Here is a 12,833-nt window from a genome sequence, read left to right as displayed (position 1 = left end):
TGCCGTGCCGGTCGGACCGGTTCCGCGCGGGATCGTGGAACGGCCCGGGCGGGGGCGTCGTACGCCGTCCCGCCCGGGCCGTTGGTCAGGGCCGGTGCCGAGTGGTGTGCCGGATCAGCCGGTGGTGACCGAGGTGTCGTCGATCAGGAAGCTGGTCGCCTGGGACGAGTCCTCGGCTCCCGTGAACTTGATGGTGACCGTCTTGCCCTTGAAGGCGGACAGGTCGAGGGTGCGCTGGACGTAGCCGCTCGGCGTGACGTTGGAGTACGTCGCCAGAGTGGTCGTCGTGGTGCCGGAGACGACCTGCGCCTTGAGGGTGTCGTACGCGGTGGTGCCCGTCTCCTTGGTGTCGATCGCGAGCCAGAAGGAGAGCTTCGGGGCGGTGGCGGTCGACGGGATGGTCACCGACTGGGACAGGGTGTCGGTGTGGGCGGAGCCGTAGCCGTCCAGCCAGGCGTAGTAGGAGCCGCCGTGGGGGGAGGCGCCGGTGTCGTTGGTGATGACGCCGGAGGACGCGGACCAGGTGGTCGCGCCCGACTCGAAGCCCGGGTTGGCCAGCAGGTTGGTGCCGGTCGGCGGCTGGGTGGTGCCGCCGCACGTGGTGGCGGTCGGGGCGACGGCGACGCCGCTCCAGGCCTTCTCGACGGTGGTGCACTGGGTGCTGCTGGCGCCGTACAGGTCCGTCGCGGCCTTGATGGTCGCGGTACGGGCGTCCGCGTACGTGGAGGCGGCCGTCAGGTACGTGGTGAGCGCGCGGTACCAGATCTTGCCGGCGGTGGCGTTGCCGAGGCCGGTGACCGTGCTGCCGTTGCAGGTCGGGCTGTTGCCGTAGCTGGAGGAGCCCGAGCCGACCGCCATCAGGTAGAACCAGTGGTTGCCGACGCCGGACGAGTAGTGCGGGTCGAGGTTCTTGGTGCCGGTGGTCCAGCAGCTCTGGGAGGAGCCGTCCTTCTTCGGGTCGTCCATCCACCGCAGCGGCGTGCTGCTGATCTTCTCGCCGATGAGGTAGTCCGGCGTGTCCGCCGGGCTGTTGGCGTTGAACTCGACCAGGGTGCCGAAGATGTCCGAGGTGGACTCGTTCATGCCGCCCGCGTCGCCGAAGTAGTTCAGGCCGGCGGTGGCGGCGGTGACGCCGTGGCTCATCTCGTGGCCGGCCACGTCCAGCTCGGTGAACGGCTTCTGGCCCACGGCACCGTCGCCGTAGATCATGCTGAAGCTGTCGTCGTCCCAGCCGGCGTTGTCGTAGTTGACGCCGTAGTGGACGAAGGAGCGGGCGCCGACGCCGTCGTTCTTGATGCCGTTGCGGCCGTGGACGTTCTTGTAGTAGTCCCAGGTGGCCTGGATGCCGTAGTGGGCGTCCACGGCGACGGTGGCGCGGTCGCTCAGGGCGCCGTTGCCCCACACGTTGTCCGCGTCGGTGAAGCCGACGCCCCAGCCGGCCGGCGGCGAGTCGTTGGTGGCGGTCTTGTTCTGGGCGTCCCGCGTCTCCCCGTTACCGCGGGTCGGGTCCTTGAGCTCGTACCCGCCGGTGATGCTGTTCGTCCCCAGGGTCACGTCGCCGACCTGGTAGCCGTGGCCCGTGCCCGAGGCGCTCACGCCGGCCAGGGAGGCCGCCCGCGGCGCCGTGGTCTTCGGCGCGGTGCGGGAGCGGCCCGGGACGACGGTGGCGTGGAAGGTGTTCCAGGACTTCCCGGCCTTGCCCGTCGTCGCGTTGACCAGCGTGTAGAAGTGGCTGGGCGAGCCGTCGGGGGCGGTGCCGTCGACGACGACCTGCCAGGCGAGCACCGGCGTGGCCGACGTCGCGTCGACGACGAGCTGAGCCCTGCTCCGCTTCTTGGTGCCCTTGAACTTCGCGGCGGCCGCGGCGATCGCGCGCTGCTTGCCGACCTTCGGCGTCACCGAGAGCGACAGCGGGGCCTTGAGGGTCATCGAGGTCGAGCGCAGCTCGCCGTTGGGGGCCGAGTGCACGATGACGTCGCCGCCCAGGACCGGCAGACCCTGGTAGTGGCGGTCCAGGTGGACGTGGCGGGTGCCGTCCTTGTCGACCGTCACATCGTGTGACAGGAAGGTGTCGTGGCTGCCGGCCCGGACCGCGCCGGGGCTGGCGGTCACCTCGGCGATGGCGTCCCGCAGCGCCTCGGCCTTGCTCGCCTTCGGCGAGACGGCACGGGGACCCTTGGCTGCGGAAGCGGGGGCACCCGCACCGGCTATGAGAAGGCCGCTGACCGCGACGGACAGCGTTCCGACGAGCAGTGATCGTTTCATGGGGCGAGAGAATGGCGGGATCCACGGCGCCAGGGCAATGAACTGCAAATTCTGTTTAATAAGCACCCTTGTGAAGCGGTCATGTCATGTTACGGGGGCGTGTCCCCGTTGTTTCCTGCCCAGGTGGGCGGCTGTGCCCGGAGCCGACCGAACATTCGGTGCCCGTCCCGGCGCAACCCGGGCCCGGGCCAAGACTGTTCACACCGTGATGCGCGTCACCTGGCGTTTGGCTGGAAGTCGCTAGCATGTGCCACCCCCCACACGGCACGCAGGACGGATCACCTGTGCCCCCTCAAACCCCCCTGCCCGACCTGGCCGGAGCCCTGCGCAACGGCCCGTTCGAGGTCGCGCTCGACTGCGCCGTACGCGCCAGCGGCCTCAGTCTGGAACGCATCCAGCACCGGCTGGCGATCCGCGGAGTCACCGTCAGCGTGACCACCCTCAGCTACTGGCGGCGCGGCCGCAGCCGCCCCGAGCGCCCCCAGTCCCGGCAGGCCGTCCGGCTGTTGGAGGAGCTGCTGGGGCTCCCCACCGACTCCCTGGTCTCCTTGCTGGGTCCGCAACGTCCGCGTGGACGGTGGGTCAACCCGCCCCGGGTCCTGGAGACCGAGCACCTGTGGCAGGAGTACGAGAGTCTGCCCGGCCTGCTCGACGCGATGGGCTCGACCGACGACGGGCTGACCCGGCTCGCCGTGCACGACCGGTACGAGATCGACGAGAACGGCGCCGAGCGGCGGCTCACCGTCACCATGGTCCTGCGCGCCGAGCGCGAGTGGGTGGACCGGCTGGTCCTCATCAGCCGCGGCGACGACCCGCAGCGCGAGCTGCCGGAGATCACCGGCATCCGCAACGCCCGCAAGGGCAGGCGCCGCTCCGACCCTTCCGTACCCCTGTACGTCGCGGAGCTGCTGCTGGACCGGGTGCTCACCAAGGGCGAGACCGACGTGATCGAGTACACCTACGCCTTCTCGACCACCGGCGCCCGCACCAGCGAGGTCGGCACCGGGTTCCGCGCCCCCGCCCGGCTCTACACCCTCGAGGTCCAGTTCCATCCCGACGCCGTCCCCGTCCGGTGCCGGCGGTACGCCGGCACCACCGCCGGCGCCATGGATCCCGCCGGACAGGTCTGGATCAGCGCCTCCGGCCGCGCCGCCTTCACCGTCGAGGACCCCGGACCGGGCTTCCAGGCGATGCGCTGGGAGTGGGAGTAGGGCACCGCGCCGCGGTCCTGCCCGGGCTGCGCCCCGACGAGGGGGATAGCGGTGAGGTTCAGGTGGCCGGCACGTGCACGTGGACGGTCTTGCCGCCCTCCCGCGTGCGCCGGACGTCGACGTCGGAGGCCAGACGGTTCACCAGCCACCATCCGTACCCGTCAGCGCTGCCGGCCGGATCCTGCCGGCGCAGTCGGGGCGGTTCGGGGCTGGTGTCGGTGACGTCGATGTCGATCCCGTCCCCCTCCCAGGCCATCTCCAGGCTGCACGGCCCCGGGGTGTGGCGGACGGCGTTCGTCACCAGCTCGGAGACCACCAGCAGTACGGTGTCCTGCGCATCCGCCGGGAGCCGGTGGCCGATGGCGCGCGCGTCGTCGACGAAGCCTCGGACCTCGGCGCGCGCCCGGGCCGCGGCCCCCACGGTGCCGCAGTCACATCGTCGCCGTACGGGATGGGCCATCAGCCCCTCCTCGAACCCTTGGACCACCTGCTTGGACCTGCGCTGCTACCCCGGGTAGCCGCCCCCATGCCCACCTGAGCCCCGCCCTCCGGGTTTCGCCGGGGGCGGCCGGGGCAGGCGCGTGACCGAAGACCCTCGAGGGCGGCCGCGGGCCGTCCGCGAGCGAAAGGTGCGATGATCATGGCAGGGCGTCTCCTCGCGGCCCCCGATGCGGAGCGGCTGCTGGCCATCTACCTCAACGACCATCTGGCGGGTTCGAACGCCGGCCTGTCGCTGATCCGGCGGATCGTCCGACACCATCGGCGCACCCCGCTGCGGGCCCCCCTGACGCGGATCGCGCAGGAGGTCGCCGAAGACCGCGACAGCCTGCGCGAGATCATGCAGGCCCTCGACACACCGGCCCTGCACGCCCGAGCGGCCATCGGCACAGTGGCGGAGCGGGCGGCCCGCCTGAAGCTCAACGGTCGTCTGCTGTCCCGCTCCCCTCTGAGTGACGTCCTGGAACTCGAAGCCATGCGCCTGGGCGTGGAAGGCAAGGCGGCCGGCTGGCGCGCCCTGCGGAGCGTGGCCGACTCCGACCCGCGACTGGACCGGGCGATCCTGGATCGGCTGTCGGCCCGGGCCGAACGTCAGGCGCGTGCGCTGGAGGAGATGCGCCTGGCCGCGGCCGCCCGCGCGTTCCCGGCGGAGGGCGTGGCCGCGGGCCGCGGTCGTGGGCGCCGGCACCTGGGTGTGCCGGCGGTGGGCTGACGCAGGATCACCCGGCGAGCGCTCCGCCTCCCGTGGCAGGGGTCCCGGCTGCCGCACCGGGTGCAGGCCGTCCCGCCCCGTGCCACTTTGGTCGGGCAAGCCACCATCGGATCCCAGAGGAGTCACCGTCATGGGCGGTATGCAGGACAAGAGGCAGCAGCCGGGCAAGGGTCGCGAGGAGCAGGAACGCCCCCACAAGCCGGGGCCGGGCGAGTCCCGCTCCCGCCAGGAGGGCAAGACCCCGGACGAGCTGCGCCGCCGCGAGGACACGGACCAGACGCGCGCCGACCGCGGCGAGGACACGGACCGGACGGGCGACGACGAGATGTGACGACGGCACCGCCCCGGTCCGCCGGTCCGGTCCGCCGGTCCGGAACCCGGCCGGGCCCGAAGAGGGCTCCGGCCGGGTTCCGGCGTCCTGCCGGCTCCGCCGTGCCGGCCCGGTTCGTGACACCGGTCCCGTCAGGGTGCGTCCGCTCCGGCCGGCATCGTCGCGGCCGGGCTGGGCAGGCGCCCGGTAGGGCGTGTGCCCGGTAGGACCCGCATCTCGGGAGGGATCGTGAACAAGGCGAAGCTCGTGTACCGACCCGTCGGGCTGGGACTCGGCGCGGCGAGCGGAATGGTGGCGGCGGCGTTGTTCAAGCAGCTGTGGCCCGTGTTCGGTCGGGGCGATGACGCCCCTGACGCGCTGGACGAGGGCCGCTCCTGGCCGGAGGTGCTGCTGGCCGCCGGAGTGCAGGGCGCGGTGTTCGCCGTGGTGAAGGCGGGCGTGGACCGGGCGGGGGCCGCCGGAGTGCGCAGGCTGACGGGCACCTGGCCCGCCTGAGGTCGGCACCGAGCCCCTGGCGTGCCTGCCCTGAGAGGCCCCCGGCGCGCCTGTGCTGAGAGCGGCGGCGGTGCACCGCGTTCGGCTCCCACGGGAGCGGGCCGGGGTCCGACCCGCGGACGGGTCAGCCGGTGGAGGCCGGGGCGGTCAGGCGCGTGCACTCGGTCACCACCGCACGCAGCGCACCGGTGGTGTGCAGGAGGTCGCGTTGGCGGCGGGCGCCGTTGCCACGGCCGAGGAGGCGGGCGACGCCCTGGCGTACGAGCTCGTGGTCGCCGTTGTCCTCCAGCGCGTCCCGTACGTGGTCCAGCAGCACGTCGAGGACCGCCTCGGGCGGGGCCGGGGCCATCGAGCGGGGGTCGAGCAGGGGGCCCTCCAGACCGGATTTCGCCGCCCGCCAGGAGGCGAGCCGCAGCAGGCCGACGCCGATCCGGGCCGGTGGGTCCCCCGCCCGCCAGGCGCGCACCGCGGTGTCCACCAGGGCCCGGGCCAGGGCGGCGAGCAGGACGGGGGTGTCGGGGTCGAGGCAGACGTCGGCGACGCGGATCTCGACGGTGGGGTAGGTGGCGGACAGCCGGGCGTCGAAGTAGACCATGCCCTCGTCGCGCAGCACACCGGTGGTCAGCATGTCGCGTACGTGCTGGTGGTAGCGCTCCGCGCTGCCGAAGACCTCGGTGGGACCGGCGGAGGGCCAGCGGTTCCACACCCGGCTGCGGTAGCTGGCGTAGCCGCTGTCGTGGCCCTGCCAGAAGGGGGAGTTGGCGCTGATCGCGGTCAGGACCGCCAGCCAGGGGCGCATGCGGTCCAGGGCCGCCACGCCCTCCTCGTCCGACGCGACCGAGACGTGGACGTGGCAGCCACAGGTGAGCTGTTCCCGTGCGGTCAGGCCGAACGCGCCGGCCATCCAGCGGTAGCGTGCGCCGGGGCTCGTGGAGGGGGTCACGGGCAGGGGGGACGTGGCCAGCGCGGCGACGGCCGCGCCGGCTTCGGCGGCGTGCCGTGCGGCCTGCGCGCGCCAGCGGACGATCTCCTCGGCCAGCTCCCCCATCCGCAACACGGGACGCGTGGAGAACTCGACCTGCTCACGCTTGAGCTCCCCCTCCAGGACCCCCTCCCCCGGGCCCGCGGAGGCCGCACCGGCCTCGCGGGCCGCGGACAGGACTGCGGAGGACAGCGCCAGCGGCTCCCCGGTCCGGGCGTCCACGAGCAGCAGCTCCTCCTCCACCCCGACCCGACGCACACCCGTCATCGGCGGCCGCCGCGACGGACCGGACCCGCAGCCGCGACCGCGCCCGGGCCCGCACCCATCGGGGGTGGCTGCCGGGACGGACCCGGGCCGCCCCCGGCCGCGGCGGCCGCGGATCGACCGCCCTGGTGGCCCGGCGACCGTACGGGGCGACGGCGCGCGGCCACGGGCCCTTCCGCCGCCGGGGGCGCCGCGGCCCGGTGCGGCGGCACGAGTCCCGGCAGCACGCGGACGATCGGAACGCCGCCTTGTCCCATCCGGTGCGACAGCATCCCCCCATCCTGCCGCCTCCCCCCGTGCCCGGCCCGCCGACGGGCCGGACGCGCGGGGCGCCGTCGGGCGGAGGGACCGACGGGCCGGCCCGGAGACGGGTGCGGCGGCCGGCCCGGGGACGGGTGCGGCGGCCCGGACGACGTGTGATCAACGTCCCCGTCCCCCGGCTGAGCCGCCCAGCCGGCCGACAGCCCGCGCACCGGACCGGGTGACCGGGCCCGCACTCAGGGCGCGTACGACGCGTCCCGGAACCGGCATGGCCCAGGATGCATCCGGCAGCCCCCTCCTCGACCGACAGGAGTACCGACGTGCTCGAACGCAAGAAGCTCAAGGGCCGTACCCAGATCACCTTCGTCCTGCCCGACCACGCCCCCGACGGACCCGTCAGCGTCGTGGGGGACTTCAACCAGTGGGACCCCTACGCCCACCCGCTGACCCCCCGGGGCGACGGCACCCGCGCCGCGACCGTCACCCTCCCCGCCCGCACCGCGCACTCCTTCCGCTACCTGGCCGCCGGCGACCACTGGTTCGACGAGGACGGCGCCGACCACCACGACGGCACCAACAGCCGCGTTCACACCTGACCCGGCCGATCCGGCGGCCGCCCGGCCCCACACCTGCGCTTCCGCAGGGGTGGGGGACCATTCGGGCGGCGGCGCCCTCCGTCACGGATGCCGCGGTGGCGCATTCCCCTCCTTCGCCCTGGTGACCGCCCGCGAGAAGGAGGGACCGGGGGCCGGGCCGCTCGGGGTCGTGCGGACCGGATCGGGCGAGCAGGCATGAGCACCCGCGCCCCGGGCAGGCGCCTGGGGCAGAGGAGGTCGCCATGACCAGCGGAAGGGATCGCACCAGTCAGCTCGCCGCGCCCCGCAACGCCGAACCGCACGTCGTTCACGTGAGCGGCGAGATGGACTTCGACCACGCCGAGCAGCTCAGCGCGATGCTGGCAGCAGCTTCGGACGAGGCCCCCGACGGCTCGGACATCGTCGTCGACCTGCGCAACTCGTCCTTCTGCGACTCGGCAGGGCTGAACATGTTGCTGGCGTCCCGGCAGCGGGCCCAGCAGGCCGGCCACCACCTCGTGCTCGCCGCCCCGAGCCACCAGATGGTCAGGATGCTGGAGCTGACGGAGACGGCCGCCCTGTTCCCGCTCGTCCCCGCAGCCGCGCTCTGAGCGCCACCGGCACCGGCGGCCGGGGCCCGGCGGCGCCGGGCACCCTGCCGGGAACGCGGAAGGGCCCCGGTGGCCGGCCTGGGGAGGCCGGCCACCGGGGCCTTCGTGGGTCTTGCCCGCTGGTGGCTTAGTACCAGTGGTTGGCCTGCCAGAAGTTCCAGGCGCCGACCGGGGAGCCGTAGCGGGAGTTCATGTAGTCCAGACCCCACTTGATCTGCGTGGCCGGGTTGGTCTTCCAGTCCGCGCCCGCCGAGGCCATCTTCGAACCCGGCAGCGCCTGCACCAGACCGTACGCACCCGAGGAAGCGTTGGTCGCCGAAGGGTTCCAGCCGCTCTCGTGCTCCACGATCTTGCTGAACGCCGCGAACTGCGCCGGGTCCTTGATCATCTGCTGCGCGATCGCCTTGGCGCCCGCCGGAGCGGCGGCCTGCGCCGGCACCGTGGCGAGCAGGGAACCGGCGGCGGCAAGGCCGACCACGGTGCCCGCGAGGGTCTTCTTGGAGGTGGCGATGCGGCGGATGACGGCGTAGGACACGTAGAACCTTCCGAAGACAACAAGGACCGTCACAGACACACCCAGAAGGCGTGCGAGAGCCACTCACACGAGGGAGAGGGGATCGTCGGCGAGGCGGGGCCGAACCCCGGCCGCCCTGCGACAACACCAGTTAGCCAGGCCCCCGACCCCAAGGCAACGACCCCACCTACTACCCCGCACCGGAACACGAGCCGTCCGACCCGCTCCGGCCGAGGCGAAAGAACCGCAGGTGGGGCACGCATGAGGGACGGACGCACGGAGAGCCGCAGGACTACTACCGCCCCTCGGATGTGACCTGGGTCCTGTGGGCCGCCTCACCGCCCCCACCCCCGAAACTCACCCTCCGTGACCGCACGCACCCCCTAGGGTGGGCTCATGCGGATGATCGTGCGCGGTGCCCGGCTGTACACCGGCGGCGGCGAGCTCTCGCCCTCCCTGATGGACGTGGAGGTGGGTGAGGACGGCCGCGTCGCGCGCGTCGTGCCGTACGACGACCAGAAGGAACCCCCGACCACGGGGGTGCTCATCGAGGCGCACGGCGACCTGCTCAGCCCGCCCTTCGTCGAGCCGCACATCCACCTCGACACCGCGCTGACCGCGGGCGAACCGCGGTGGAACGCCTCCGGCACGCTCTGGGAGGGCATCGCCTGCTGGAGCGAGCGCAAGCGGAGCCTGACCCGCGAGGACGTGGTGGCCCGCGCCACCGAGGTGCTGCGCTGGCAGGCCGCACAGGGCGTCCTGCACGTGCGGACGCACTGTGACGTGACCGACCCGGACCTGACGGCGCTGGACGCGCTGCTGGAAGTGCGGGACCGGGTCCGGGAGGTGATGACGCTGCAGGTCGTCGCGTTCCCGCAGGAGGGGATCGTCTCCTTCCCCGGGGGCGAGGAGCTGATGCGCGCCGCCGTCGCCCGCGGCGCGGACGTGGTCGGTGCGATCCCGCACTTCGAGGACACCCGCGAGGACGGTGTGGCCTCCCTGCACCTGGCGTTCTCGCTGGCCGAGCGGTACGGACTGCGGGTGGACGCGCACTGCGACGAGATCGACGACGAGCAGTCCCGCTTCGTCGAGGTCCTGGCCGCGCTCGCCCTGCGCACCGGACTGCGCGACCGGGTCACCGCCTCGCACACCACGGCCATGGGCTCGTACAACGGCGCCTACAGCTACAAGCTCCAGCGGCTGCTGCGCCGCTCGGGCGTGCACCTGGTCTGCAACCCGTTCGCCAACCTCGCGCTCCAGGGCCGCTTCGACGGCTACCCCAAGCGGCGCGGCCTGACCCAGGTCAAGGAGATGCTGGGCGCGGGAGTGAACGTGGCCTTCGGCCACGACGACGTGATGGACCCGTGGAACCCGCTGGGCACCGGCAACCCGCTGCAGACCGCGCTGACGGGCCTGTACGCCGCCCAGCTGACCGGCGCGGACGAGATCGCGACGGCGTTCTCGATGGTGACGGACCGGGCGGCTGCCGTGCTGGGCCTGGAGGACCACGCGATCGCCCCGGGCGCCCCGGCCTCCTTCGTCCTGCTGCCGGCCCGCACCCCGTACGACGCCCTGCGCCGCCAGGTGCGTCCGACCCACGTGATCGCCCGCGGCTCCCTCCTCGCCCGGACCCCGGCCACCCCGACGCAGCTGAGCTGGCCGGGCGAGGAACCCACAGAGCTCTCCTTCGCGCGGCCGTTGCTGTGACGGGGGCCGGCCGGGGCGGGTCCGGAGGCGGTCCGGCCCGCGGGGGCGGGTGCGGCCGGCGGGGGCAGGGGCGGGGCCGGGTTCGGCTAGGGGGTGGCCGGCGGGTCGGACGGGCCGGCCAGCCAGTGGGCCATCGCCCGGCTGATCGCACCTCCTGCCCGGCGGTCGTCGCCCTCGAAACAGGGCATCGCGTTGGCCTCGAGGAAGTACCACTCCCCCGTGGCCGCGTCGATCTTGAAGTCCACACCCAGGAGGGGTGTCCCCGTGTGGGCGGTCAGGCGCGCGCAGCCGCGGACCACGGACTCCGGGAGCGTGAGGGGGCGGTAGTCGTTGACGCCCACGACGGTGCGGTAGTCGATCTCGGGTGAGTGGACGGCCTCCCCGAACGCCTGGTCGCCGACGGTGTGGACGCGTACGTCCGGGCCGGCGATCCTCTCCTGGAAGAGCACCGGTACCCGACCCAGCCGGTCCAACCGTGCCGCGTCGCCCGCCTCGTAGGCCCGGGCGAAGGTCTTGGCCGCGGACGCGCCCTTGAAGACCGCGCCCCGCGGGCAGTCGGCGACGAACGCGCGCGCCTCGTCGGGGTCTGAGGTCAGGCAGGTCCTCGGCACCTGCCAGCCGCCGACGGCGGCCATCGTCACCGCGTGCAGGACCTTGGTGAAGCCGGTGGCCTCGCGCAGCGGACGGTTCATGACCCGGACGGGGAGGTGCTCGAACAGCCGCAGGAACGCCTGGTAGTGCCCGGCGGCGGCGTGCCGGTGGCGGGGGTCGGGGGCGTGGGCGGACACGTCCAGCAGCCGGCACCAGACGGCACCGGCCCCGCCGAGCCGGATGACGCGGCGGCCGGTGTCGATGGTCGCGCTCGCCAGGTCGTCGAGGGGGATGCGTACCGATCCGCGCAGGGCCAGGGAGGGCAGGTCGACCGCCTCGTGGTCCAGGCCCGCGGCACGGACGGCGTGGAGACCGGCCAGGAAGGTGGGGTCGGCGGCCACGCCGACGCAGAGGATCACCCGACCGGCCGCGGGTGCCGGGGCGGCCGTGTCTGCCGGGTCAGCCGGGTCAGCCGGGTCAGCAGTGCGGCGTAGGCGGCGTCCGCCACGGACGCGAACTGGTGGTGGTTCGGCCACGGTGAGGCCTCGAGGAGCCGGAGGGCGCCGTCGTCCGCGTCGGCGGTCTCCAGGGTGACGATGGCGAAGTCCGTCTGCTTGGCGTGCAGCCAGTTGCGAATCCGGGTGACCTGCGGGGCGTGGCGGGCGAGGTCGGCCCGGCGGGCGGGGTCGCCGAGGTGGAAGGTGCTGGTCCCGGCGACGAGGAGCCGGTGGGTCCGCCCCGCGTCGAGCCGCGTGAGGTGGACGACGTCGTACGGGGTGCGTGCGGCGGGGTCCAGTTGCGCGTGGTCGCTGATGCGGTAGGCGTGGTTCGCGCCGGTGGCGTCCCGGCCGTCGGTCAGGGTGCCGGCCGGCCGGATGCCGGGCACCGACGAGGCGAGTTCCAGTGGGTCCAGCCGCGGCGGGTACCCGTGCACGGTGGGCCGGTTGACCACCGGGCCGGGCCACAGCGCCACGGCGGACCAGACGGCGGCCTGCCGCTCGCTGGCGGCGAAGCGGGCGGCCGGTGTCGGCGGGGTCGACGCGTCCGGCCGGCCCCGGCAGAGGATGCCGGTCGGGGGGCGGCCGTCGACGAGGACGGTGCTGCGGGAGTGCAGCTCGCGGGACACGGTGACGGAGACCGCGAGACGGTCGAAGTCGGCCGCCACGACGGCCTCGACGCCCCTTTCGGAAGCGGAGCGGGCGAAGCGTACGGCGGTCTCGTCACTGCTCTCCGCCAGCACCAGCAGCGTCATCGCCCTCCTCGAAGGCGCGAAGGGCCTCGGCGACCAGCCAGGCGCGCACCCCGACCTCGCTCACCACGTCGGGCCGCGCCCCGGGCGGGATGAACAGCGCCTCCTCGTCGCACGGCGGCCCGTCTAGCGGGGTTCCCACGTCAGCCCGGTGCCCGGCCCGCCCGGCAGCCGGTCCGCGCCCCAGCCGTGCTCGTGTTCCTTGTACTCGCTGCGTTCGGTGGACTCGCTGTTCTCGCTGTTCTCGGAGGATTCGCTGCGCTCGCTGCCCTCGCTCCCCTCGCTGCCCTCGGATCCGGTGTTCGACGCCTCGGGCAACGCCCCCGCGCCCCGTTCCCCGAGGAACTGCAGTGCCCGCCGCCGGACGTCGTCCGGGAAGTCCTCGAATGCGCGCCCGCCCATCGCACGCCTCCTTGCGCGTGGCCTCGCCCAGGACTCATGGAACCGCTCGACCGCCGTGCACGCAAGGGCGGGTCAACTTGACCCGGCCCTAAAGGACCGGGCTTGGAGGTAGTGCCCAACTGGCTGCTGGGTTGGCTCCTCCGTCCAGACACCCCGTTATGGGGT

Annotated in this window: 15 protein-coding genes; 7 read left to right on the top strand and 8 right to left on the bottom strand. The window is 73.5% G+C overall.

What is annotated here, in order from left to right; all coding sequences use genetic code 11:
• Positions 1–114: 114 nt before the first annotated feature.
• Entirely contained in the window at positions 115–2,265 is a 2,151-nt protein-coding gene (locus ACIQCH_RS25825) for a M4 family metallopeptidase (protein ID WP_402584573.1), read from the bottom strand.
• Positions 2,266–2,549: 284 nt separating this feature from the next.
• Between ACIQCH_RS25825 and ACIQCH_RS25820 the strand changes: the two genes are divergently transcribed.
• On the top strand, positions 2,550–3,476 hold the full coding sequence (locus ACIQCH_RS25820) for a hypothetical protein (RefSeq protein WP_402584571.1): 927 nt from the start codon (positions 2,550–2,552) through the stop codon (positions 3,474–3,476).
• A 58-nt stretch (positions 3,477–3,534) separates the two neighbouring features.
• On the opposite strand, the gene ACIQCH_RS25815 is transcribed toward ACIQCH_RS25820, so the two are convergent.
• Positions 3,535–3,936 carry an ATP-binding protein gene (locus tag ACIQCH_RS25815; protein ID WP_402584569.1) on the bottom strand — a complete coding sequence of 134 codons (402 nt, stop codon included), beginning with the start codon at positions 3,934–3,936 and terminating at the stop codon, positions 3,535–3,537.
• Between the two features lie 180 nt (positions 3,937–4,116).
• Between ACIQCH_RS25815 and ACIQCH_RS25810 the strand changes: the two genes are divergently transcribed.
• The 3 genes from ACIQCH_RS25810 to ACIQCH_RS25800 all read left to right on the top strand — a co-directional run bounded on the left by ACIQCH_RS25810 (position 4,117) and on the right by ACIQCH_RS25800 (position 5,512).
• Positions 4,117–4,686, top strand: coding sequence for a hypothetical protein (locus ACIQCH_RS25810; protein WP_402584567.1), 570 nt, complete (start codon positions 4,117–4,119; stop codon positions 4,684–4,686).
• A 130-nt stretch (positions 4,687–4,816) separates the two neighbouring features.
• Positions 4,817–5,017: a hypothetical protein gene (locus ACIQCH_RS25805; RefSeq protein ID WP_402584565.1), complete on the top strand. Its 201-nt coding sequence runs from the start codon at positions 4,817–4,819 to the stop codon at positions 5,015–5,017.
• A 228-nt stretch (positions 5,018–5,245) separates the two neighbouring features.
• Entirely contained in the window at positions 5,246–5,512 is a 267-nt protein-coding gene (locus ACIQCH_RS25800; protein ID WP_402584563.1) for a DUF4235 domain-containing protein, read from the top strand.
• 124 nt (positions 5,513–5,636) lie between these two features.
• Here ACIQCH_RS25800 and ACIQCH_RS25795 read toward each other — a convergent pair whose 3' ends face one another.
• Positions 5,637–6,761, bottom strand: a complete 1,125-nt coding sequence (locus ACIQCH_RS25795; protein WP_402584561.1) for a glutamate--cysteine ligase — start codon at positions 6,759–6,761, stop codon at positions 5,637–5,639.
• A gap of 578 nt (positions 6,762–7,339) precedes the next feature.
• On the opposite strand from ACIQCH_RS25795, the gene ACIQCH_RS25790 reads away from it, so the two are divergent.
• Positions 7,340–7,615: an isoamylase early set domain-containing protein gene (locus tag ACIQCH_RS25790; RefSeq protein WP_402584559.1), complete on the top strand. Its 276-nt coding sequence runs from the start codon at positions 7,340–7,342 to the stop codon at positions 7,613–7,615.
• Between the two features lie 242 nt (positions 7,616–7,857).
• Complete coding sequence (locus ACIQCH_RS25785) at positions 7,858–8,205, top strand: STAS domain-containing protein (protein ID WP_402584557.1); 348 nt, start codon at positions 7,858–7,860, stop codon at positions 8,203–8,205.
• A gap of 127 nt (positions 8,206–8,332) precedes the next feature.
• Here the strand turns inward: ACIQCH_RS25785 and ACIQCH_RS25780 are convergent, their stop codons facing one another.
• The gene (locus tag ACIQCH_RS25780; RefSeq protein WP_402576239.1) at positions 8,333–8,740 is read right to left on the bottom strand and encodes a transglycosylase SLT domain-containing protein; all 408 of its coding nucleotides are present in this window, start codon (positions 8,738–8,740) and stop codon (positions 8,333–8,335) included.
• A 375-nt stretch (positions 8,741–9,115) separates the two neighbouring features.
• Between ACIQCH_RS25780 and codA the strand changes: the two genes are divergently transcribed.
• On the top strand, positions 9,116–10,426 hold the full coding sequence (gene codA / locus ACIQCH_RS25775; protein ID WP_402584556.1) for a cytosine deaminase: 1,311 nt from the start codon (positions 9,116–9,118) through the stop codon (positions 10,424–10,426).
• A gap of 86 nt (positions 10,427–10,512) precedes the next feature.
• Here the strand turns inward: codA and ACIQCH_RS25770 are convergent, their stop codons facing one another.
• Genes ACIQCH_RS25770 through ACIQCH_RS25755 form a run of 4 tightly spaced genes read right to left on the bottom strand, consistent with a single transcriptional unit; the run spans position 10,513 to position 12,668 of the window.
• Complete coding sequence (locus ACIQCH_RS25770) at positions 10,513–11,418, bottom strand: RimK family alpha-L-glutamate ligase (RefSeq protein ID WP_402584554.1); 906 nt, start codon at positions 11,416–11,418, stop codon at positions 10,513–10,515.
• A 14-nt stretch (positions 11,419–11,432) separates the two neighbouring features.
• Positions 11,433–12,269: a hypothetical protein gene (locus ACIQCH_RS25765; protein ID WP_402584552.1), complete on the bottom strand. Its 837-nt coding sequence runs from the start codon at positions 12,267–12,269 to the stop codon at positions 11,433–11,435.
• Positions 12,238–12,408, bottom strand: a complete 171-nt coding sequence (locus tag ACIQCH_RS25760) for a hypothetical protein (RefSeq protein ID WP_402584550.1) — start codon at positions 12,406–12,408, stop codon at positions 12,238–12,240. Before ACIQCH_RS25760 ends, ACIQCH_RS25765 begins: the two co-directional genes overlap by 32 nt.
• On the bottom strand, positions 12,393–12,668 hold the full coding sequence (locus ACIQCH_RS25755) for a hypothetical protein (protein WP_402584548.1): 276 nt from the start codon (positions 12,666–12,668) through the stop codon (positions 12,393–12,395). Before ACIQCH_RS25755 ends, ACIQCH_RS25760 begins: the two co-directional genes overlap by 16 nt.
• Positions 12,669–12,833 lie beyond the last annotated feature (165 nt).

The sequence above is a fragment of the Streptomyces sp. NPDC093225 genome (assembly GCF_044753805.1).
GTDB lineage: Bacteria > Actinomycetota > Actinomycetes > Streptomycetales > Streptomycetaceae > Streptomyces.
Note: the sequence above shows the minus strand (reverse complement) of the source record. Positions and strands in the feature narration are given on the sequence as shown.

Coding starts and splice junctions, on each gene's coding strand:
- ACIQCH_RS25825 (WP_402584573.1), bottom strand. CDS start 2,265: ATGAAACGATCACTGCTCGTCGGAACGCTGTCCGTCGCGGTCAGCGGC.
- ACIQCH_RS25815 (WP_402584569.1), bottom strand. CDS start 3,936: ATGGCCCATCCCGTACGGCGACGATGTGACTGCGGCACCGTGGGGGCC.
- ACIQCH_RS25810 (WP_402584567.1), top strand. CDS start 4,117: ATGGCAGGGCGTCTCCTCGCGGCCCCCGATGCGGAGCGGCTGCTGGCC.
- ACIQCH_RS25805 (WP_402584565.1), top strand. CDS start 4,817: ATGGGCGGTATGCAGGACAAGAGGCAGCAGCCGGGCAAGGGTCGCGAG.
- ACIQCH_RS25795 (WP_402584561.1), bottom strand. CDS start 6,761: ATGACGGGTGTGCGTCGGGTCGGGGTGGAGGAGGAGCTGCTGCTCGTG.
- ACIQCH_RS25785 (WP_402584557.1), top strand. CDS start 7,858: ATGACCAGCGGAAGGGATCGCACCAGTCAGCTCGCCGCGCCCCGCAAC.
- codA (WP_402584556.1), top strand. CDS start 9,116: ATGCGGATGATCGTGCGCGGTGCCCGGCTGTACACCGGCGGCGGCGAG.
- ACIQCH_RS25765 (WP_402584552.1), bottom strand. CDS start 12,269: ATGACGCTGCTGGTGCTGGCGGAGAGCAGTGACGAGACCGCCGTACGC.
- ACIQCH_RS25755 (WP_402584548.1), bottom strand. CDS start 12,668: ATGGGCGGGCGCGCATTCGAGGACTTCCCGGACGACGTCCGGCGGCGG.